This window comes from Xenorhabdus sp. KK7.4, assembly GCF_963876465.1.
GTDB classification, from domain to species: Bacteria; Pseudomonadota; Gammaproteobacteria; order Enterobacterales; family Enterobacteriaceae; genus Xenorhabdus; species Xenorhabdus stockiae.
Window position 1 is genome coordinate 176638 of sequence record NZ_CAWNQF010000111.1, and the last position, 7760, is coordinate 184397.

The 7760-nt window shown below is 35.4% G+C and carries 3 protein-coding genes, 2 tRNA genes and 1 pseudogene; 3 read left to right on the forward strand and 3 right to left on the reverse strand.

Annotation, left to right across the window (positions count from 1 at the left end):
* Positions 1-714 precede the first annotated feature (714 nt).
* Positions 715-829 (forward strand): annotated as a pseudogene (locus tag AACS90_RS19325) (hypothetical protein); the annotation flags it as partial.
* 70 nt (positions 830-899) lie between these two features.
* Here AACS90_RS19325 and AACS90_RS19330 read toward each other — a convergent pair.
* Positions 900-975, reverse strand: a tRNA-Thr gene (locus AACS90_RS19330).
* A 6-nt stretch (positions 976-981) separates the two neighbouring features.
* Positions 982-1069: transfer RNA gene (locus tag AACS90_RS19335), tRNA-Ser, on the reverse strand.
* A gap of 212 nt (positions 1070-1281) precedes the next feature.
* On the opposite strand from AACS90_RS19335, the gene rcsD reads away from it, so the two are divergent.
* On the forward strand, positions 1282-3981 hold the full coding sequence (gene rcsD, locus AACS90_RS19340) for a phosphotransferase RcsD (protein ID WP_099121185.1): 2700 nt from the start codon (positions 1282-1284) through the stop codon (positions 3979-3981).
* Positions 3982-3989: 8 nt separating this feature from the next.
* Complete coding sequence (gene rcsB / locus AACS90_RS19345) at positions 3990-4640, forward strand: response regulator transcription factor RcsB (protein WP_099108352.1); 651 nt, start codon at positions 3990-3992, stop codon at positions 4638-4640.
* A gap of 36 nt (positions 4641-4676) precedes the next feature.
* Here the strand turns inward: rcsB and rcsC are convergent, their stop codons facing one another.
* Positions 4677-7529 carry a two-component system sensor histidine kinase RcsC gene (gene rcsC, locus AACS90_RS19350; protein WP_099121186.1) on the reverse strand — a complete coding sequence of 951 codons (2853 nt, stop codon included), beginning with the start codon at positions 7527-7529 and terminating at the stop codon, positions 4677-4679.
* Between the last annotated feature and the right edge of the window lie 231 nt (positions 7530-7760).

The following is a 7760-nucleotide window of genomic DNA, read 5'->3' on the forward strand; positions in this document are numbered from 1 at the left end:
CGAGGCGCATCTTGAAATTCATTGTGTATCTATCAGTCATTATCTTTTCTTTTATTTCATCATAAGTTAATTACTAACTAAGGCCGATTGTTAATAATATGTAGTGTTGATTGTTATAATTTTAATTTCGTTCAATAACAGCCATTCTCGGAAGGGAAATTAATAATTGGTAGTTTATTAATTAGTCAGGTTATTTTATTTAGATTCACTCTAAGAGTATAATTGGTGGCTTGATTATTAGTGGTTTTGTTAATGTAATTTCACATATATTATTGTTTTATAGGTGTTAATTTAATTTAAATGACTTTATGGAATATCAGGTTTTTCGTATAAAAACGATTTTTCTGAGTATTTTTAAAATCTATTTTTAGATAAATTCATTGCCGGATAAATAAGGGTAATTATTGTAATCCTCATAGCAATAATATTTAAATTCATAAAACATCAACAAAAAGATGATTAGGTCAACTACATGAATGATCAGATATTATCCACGTTAGAAAATTCAATTTTTAATACTTACCCCTAAAATGAGGTTTTTCATTTGGTCAGATAGTGTGATGATTATGCGGGAATTACGTAGACAAAATTGGGGAATACTCGGATACCAATTAGAGATTATCAGTGGAGTCAGAGCAAAAGGAATCTTACTTGCAAGAATATGTTAGGATGCAGAATTGTTGAGTTATGAAAGGGGTAAAAATGGGAGAGAGCTGGGAATCAATTGAGATGGTACGTCGATACGCGCATCTATCCCCCCTCTCACCTGACAGAGCATGCACAACAAATTGATGCTCTTTTTCATGATGAAATCCCAAATATGTCCCACCCTGCGTTCAGTGTAGTTGGAGGGCGAAATAAAAAACCCGCTATCTTGTTGAGAGATAACGGGTTCTATTTGGTGCCGGCTACCGGAATCGAACTGGTGACCTACTGATTACAAGTCAGTTGCTCTACCAACTGAGCTAAGCCGGCGAAATTTGGCGGAAGGATAGAGATTCGAACTCTAGGATGGTTTCCCATCGGCGGTTTTCAAGACCGCTGCCTTCGACCGCTCGGCCATCCTTCCATGGCGCGAGATTATGCCTATATCTCTGGGATGTGTCTAGCCCCCGAAAGGGAAAAATTGTTATTTTTTTACTGTTTGCTCAATCTTCGAACGCTGGTGGCCTTTTTATCCGCTAACCTGCTAGTATTAACACAACTCAATGACTTATTTTATTGCGAATTGAATTAAAGTTAACCATAGATATCTTCACATGAAAGGTAGCCATTCAAAGAATGTATAAACAAGCACCTATTAAGCCATCTGCTATCCCCCGTTTTTATGCACTGTTTATTATTCTGCTTTTTACGTCTCTATTTTTATTTGGGTATAACTATTTTGATAGTTGGTTGATGGAGAAAAAATACGCCGTCAGCAGTGTGACAGCTAAAATGCGATTGCAGATTAAAGATTATCGCTACCACGCAGGACGTATCTTCGAACAGTCTAATTCTAAGTCACTATCTTCTTTGGGGATTGTACCTACATTGGAAGTAGGTCCTAATATTTATTGGCTGGAAAACAATAGCAAAAATATCGATGCGATTATTTTTGGTAGTTACAATGATTCAAGTGTGCAACTGGCTCAGAAACTATCCCATTATCTCGAAATTCTCTGGGGCTCGCGCAACGAATATGAGTCTATGTATTACCTCAATGGTAAGGATAACAATTTACTACTGGTGACAACGCATCCTATTTTAAAACCAGAAATCAGATTTAAGGAAAGTTATCTGACCCTGACCTCTGATTTTAAGCGTTCTGAAATGCTGGCTCAGTCAATAGCGTTGGATGAAAGAGAAAGTATCTCATCTATTCATTCATTGCGCGGAGAGAATATTTATTTTTATACATATAAAGCTGCATTCAACTCACCTGGGCAATTAACCACCGTTATTGCCTTTGATCTACCAATTAATAACCTCTTACCGGTTGATATGCCAGCGGCAAATTTTCGGCTGAACTCAAACAATGAATATGATCTTGACAAGACAAGTAAAGTTGATGTTTCTTTAAACGGTTTTTGGCTAGAGTTTTCTCAGCCACTAAATATTGTGCCGTATAAATTGATATATCAGGTTCCACTGAAAGCACTTGTTGTAGATTTATTGCTCAGAAATATTTGGCTGTTACTTTCTATATTGCTTTTCTTACTACTCTCATTCAGCGGTTTATTTTATATCCGTCGGCGATATATCACGCCTAATGCATCAATGGATCAGGAGTTGAAAATCAAAAATTCTTTGGAAAATGATATTGTTTCCAATATACCCATTGGGCTGCTGATTTATGATTTTTCATCGAACCAACAGATTAGCAGTAATAAAATTGCCGAAAAACTGTTGCCTTATCTTGATTTGGATAAGGTTAAGATAATGGCAGAACAGCATCATGGTGTTATTCAGACCTCGATTGAGGATGCGGTTTATGAAGTAAAAATGTATAGCAGTAATCTATTGCCTGAAACATACCTTTTCTTATTTCAGGGCCGTGATCAGGAGGTAATGATCAATAAGCGGTTACAGCTTGCTCAACGAGAATATGAGAAAAGTGTGTATGCTAGACGTTCCATGTTGCTAAATATTAATAATGAAATAAAAAAGCCTATTCAGGAGCTGAACGATCTTGTTATTCAGTTGAAAGAAAAGTCACAAGATGAAGACATCCAATATTCACTGGATAGGTTGCTGTTAAAATCAGAATATATTACCGATTGGGTTGAAAATATTTCATTACTCAATGGGTTAGAGTCAGATGACTGGAAGCCTACTAATGAGATATTCTCTTTATCTTCGCAATTGGAAAATATATTAAAAATATTCCTTCCAACACTCAATGCTAAGAGTCTGAAGGCTTATTATCATTTTAACATTCCTCATGAGTCCATATTCAATGGTGATGGGCAAGCAATAAGTAAAATAGTTTCATTATTATTAAATTATGCTATTACAACAACCAGTTATGGGAAAATATCACTTAACGTCAGTACTTCCGGTAAATATAACAGCCACGTACAGATTGAGTTAATTGATAGTGGTTCCGGTCTTAGCGAGAAAGATCTGAATAGTTTAAATTACCCTTTCTTACATAAGTTAGCAGAAGATAAATATTATACAAATTCTGGTTTAGCCTTTTATTTGTGCAATCAGTTATGTAAAAAGATGGGAGGAAACCTTCAAATTAACAGTAAACTGGGGCTGGGAACGCATTATGTTGTTAGTTTACCGTTGTCTCAACAAGATGAAGATATAGAGATCCCACAACTGTTGGAAGGGGTTATCGTCCTAGTAGATATCAGTAATCCTGAAATTAAAAAAATAATCCATAATCACCTTGATAATTATGGAGCAACATATTTTGAAAAAAGCACAGAAAGTGTTACGGAAGAATACGATATTATTCTTACTGATAAACAGAACAAAACAAAAAAGCCAACTATATTATTAGTAGGTAATTTAGTAGGGTTTAAGCAAATGCAAGCTGGTTTGGTTCAGTGTAATTACAATTTTGTTGGTGATGTTATCAATGCGATATCGCTGCTGATTGAAGAAGATTTCAGCTTAATTGCGTCTGACGAGAGCGCCTCTGATCTGAAATCAGAATCAGATTTTGTTCAAAATGTAGATAGTAATATTTGTAATACCCTTAAAAGTTATCATACGCAGTTGGTAGACAGTAATTATAAGAAATTATTTATAGAGACGGTACCGATGGATGTTACTAAGCTGTATACTGATATGGAACGCTATGACTTAATATCACTTTCGCAAACGGCACACCGCCTTAAAGGTGCGTTTGCTATGTTAGACTTTAAATTGCTAAAAACATTATGTGAGGCGTTGGAACAACACATAGCAGACAATAATGAAATAGAAATCAAAAGTAGCATCAGCCGTATTGATTCCTTTATCACAAAGCTGTTGCAGCCAAGGTAACCAATAATATGAATAACCTTAATGTCATTATTGCAGATGACCATCCTATTGTTTTATTTGGCATCCGCAAGTCACTTGAACAAATTGAGTGGATTAATATTGTCGGTGAGTTTGAAAATTCAACTACACTGATTAATAGTTTGCCACATATAGAAGCAGATGTTCTCATAACGGATTTGTCAATGCCCGGTGACAAATATGGTGATGGTATCACCCTGATAAAATATATTAAACGCCATTATCCGACATTGGCTATTGTCGTTCTGACGATGAACAATAATCCGGCTATTTTAAGTGCAGTACTTGAACTTGATATTGAGGGGATTGTTTTAAAGCAGGGAGCGCCAACCGATTTGCCTAAAGCACTTTCTGCGCTACAAAAAGGTAAACAATTTACACCTGAAAGTGTTTCTAAATTGTTGGAAAAAGTGAATGCTAATGGTTACGGAGATAAGCGTTTATCTCCAAAAGAGAGTGAAGTGCTGCGTTTATTTGCTGAGGGTCTACTCGTTACAGATATTGCAAAGAAGCTTAATCGTAGTATAAAAACCATTAGTAGTCAGAAAAAATCTGCAATGATAAAACTGGGAGTGGATAACGATATTGCGTTACTTAATTACTTATCTTCAGTCACTATTGACAATGATATGGTTAAATAGCCTATTTGTTATTTCTTTCAGTATAGGATCGGTGATTTATGTTGCCGATCTTATATGTGCCACTAATGTTTCCTTCAATTTTGTCAGTGATACTGGTTTTAGTAAACAATAATCCATACCGACATCAGCACAACGTTGCCTTTCCTCTGCCATTGCATTCGCTGTAATCCCAATGATGGGTTTAGTATATCCTTTATTTCTTAAATATTTTGTGAATTCATAACCATCCATATTGGGCATGTTAACATCGGTCAGAATAATATCAGTCTCGTTATTTTTCAGGTATTCAATAGCATCAAGCCCGTCATGAGCCATTGCTGTTTTGAGGCCTAATGAGCTTAATTGTTCAACAAGTAAATGCCGATTGATAGGATGGTCATCAACAACTAAAATTCTAATTGTATTTAATCTGTCATCTACTTTGACTGGAGTTGTTATTGTTGAAGTAGAAGGCATAGCCATATAATTATTGTCTGAGAGCAGATTATCAATAAAACTAGCAAAATCGCTAATCTGGTAAGTGTTATGCAACCAGTAATTATTATGGGTGTTTTTGGGTGTCCCGATATGCTGCTCCGATATTTCAATGTGATAATGGGCAGAATTATTGGGCTCAATGGGAAGATCACTGACTAAAAACTCAGAGTCAGTGGCTTTATTTTCATCATATAAAGCAATTTGAAAATGTGCCTTTGTAAGCAAGTTGTACAGATATTTTTCTAAACAATCATTGTGAATAGCTAAGACTATTTTTTGTTGAGCATGTTTTGGAGAATAGATGTTAGCTTGGTATTTTTCCTTATCATATCTTGCACCATATAACGGAAGCCGGATAGAGAAAATACTGCCAACATATTGTTGGGATACAAACTCAATATCACCATCCATCAGATTGATTAATTTTTCACAAATAGCTAAACCCAATCCGGTACCTTGTGATGCATTCTCTTTATTGGTATTGGTTTGAAAAAATGGTTCAAATAACTGAGCCTGTAATTTATTTTCTATCCCTAGCCCTGTATCTTTGATGCAGATATACATATAGCCGTGTCTTATCGCGATGGATATAACAATGCAGCCCGTTTCTGTAAATTTAATCGCATTATTTAACAAGTTGGAAATAATTTGCTGAAGCCTCACCGGGTCGTTATTAATGTAGTCAGGTACATCCGGTTCAATATAGCAATAGAATCCCAGATTTTTTTTCGCAATAAGGGGTAGATAATTTGAAATTACATGAGATACAACTTCTTTACAGCTGAATTCTTTGGCATCAATTTTCAACTGATTAGATTCTATTTTGGAGAAATCAAGAATATCACTAATAATCTTTAACAGCAGTGATGATGAATTATTCATTGTCGATAATAACCGAGCAGCTTCCCGTGACAATGGATAGGACTGTAGTAATTCAAGGTTTCCGATAATGCCATATAATGGCGTCCTTAATTCATGACTCACTGTTGCCAGGAACATTGATTTTGCCTGGTTAGCCTGTTCTGCGGCTGAGGCCATTTCCTGTAATGATTTCTCCATTTTTGCCCGGGTGCTGATATCAATCAGAACACAGATTGCGACTTCTTCATTGCGATAGCGTGAATGCACAAAACTAATTTGTAGATGATTATTATTGCTGGTGACAACATCGATGTAGCTGCTGCTTTTGTCACAAATGATATCGATAATGCGTTTTTGATCTTCAAACGTCAGCATTCTAGTATAGTTATGTGCAAGTTCATTACTTAATATATTAGCACCATCACTAATCCGTAAAATACTGATGCCGACAGGAGCTGAGGCGACGATTTTATGGTTAAACTGCTCATTTTCTTCAAGGCGAAGAGCATTATTTTCGGCAGGAGAGAACATTTTTCTCTCAAATAACCAGACAAAAAAGATAATCAGAATCGCAGAGGTGATATTAAGAATAATACTGTTAATGATTTTATGTTTGAATGCATTAAAAATATTAACTAAGGGTTCTGAATATACCACACTGAATGATGAGGGTGCTAAACGCCGTTTTAATAATAAATGAGAAAAATTTTCACTATAGCCAAAATAAGGTACCTGCGTATTGTAGCCAATCGTGTTGGATTTATTACTATTTCTTGCAGGATAATATAATTCAGGCTTATTATAATTATTCAGTAGTGTAAGGGTAATATTCCTGTCATGATCGGGTATAAAAGTATCCAGCCTGATAGATTGTTCGACGCCTATCATTGCAATCATTTGTCCATTGCTATAAATAGGAGAAAGTATATAAAAGCTACCACTGTCGGAACTTGTATTTGGAGCTGCCCAATAGATATTTTGATTTTTTCCTTTCTCTTGGTCAAATATCAGACGCCGGTAATTTTCATAAACCATTTTTTTTAGTATGTCAGGATCGGTTATTGTCCCGCGAATTGGAGAATTCATCATGCACATACTTTGAATATCGACTAAAAAAACCTGATTAATGCCCTGTGGCATAACAATATTATCTTTCCAGAAGAAGAACAGCTCATTTAATGATTTTAAGTAGTGATCTTGTTCATTACTCAGAAAGTCACAATTAGAATGTATACTCAGCGGTGTATACAAAAAATGGGAGTTATTATGTGGCAGGTTAATAGTCAGTTTTTTTTCATTCTTCTGGGATAAATATTTTTCCGTCATATATTGGAGATCATGCAGAGTAGCAGTCGTATTCCGAATATAGGAGAACATTATATCGTAGACAGTATTATAGTCCTGACGAATATCTGATTTGCCCTTATTAAAAATATTAGTCAGATAGAAAGTGGTTAATAAGGCGCCTAATGCCCATAACATAAAACCAAGTACCCGAAAAAGGTAGCGGGATATCTTTAGTGATGTATGAAATGAAGATAGATATCTCAAGAGGTCGCCTGATAAAAATGTGGTCAATAATAACTGTTAACAGCATATACTAGTGTAGCAGGGAATACAAAGTAGCATTTGGTACTAAAAAAAATCACATAAAAAAGCAGGTATTTTTTATACCTGCTTTTTTTGTATATAGAAAACCCCCTGCTAGGCAGGGGGTTCCGTAGAGCTTTCAGCGATGAGGCAGCTATAAAAACCCCTTTTGATTTGTTAAAACACCTTGCG

Coding starts and splice junctions, on each gene's coding strand:
- rcsD (WP_099121185.1), top strand. CDS start 1,282: ATGTATAAACAAGCACCTATTAAGCCATCTGCTATCCCCCGTTTTTAT.
- rcsB (WP_099108352.1), top strand. CDS start 3,990: ATGAATAACCTTAATGTCATTATTGCAGATGACCATCCTATTGTTTTA.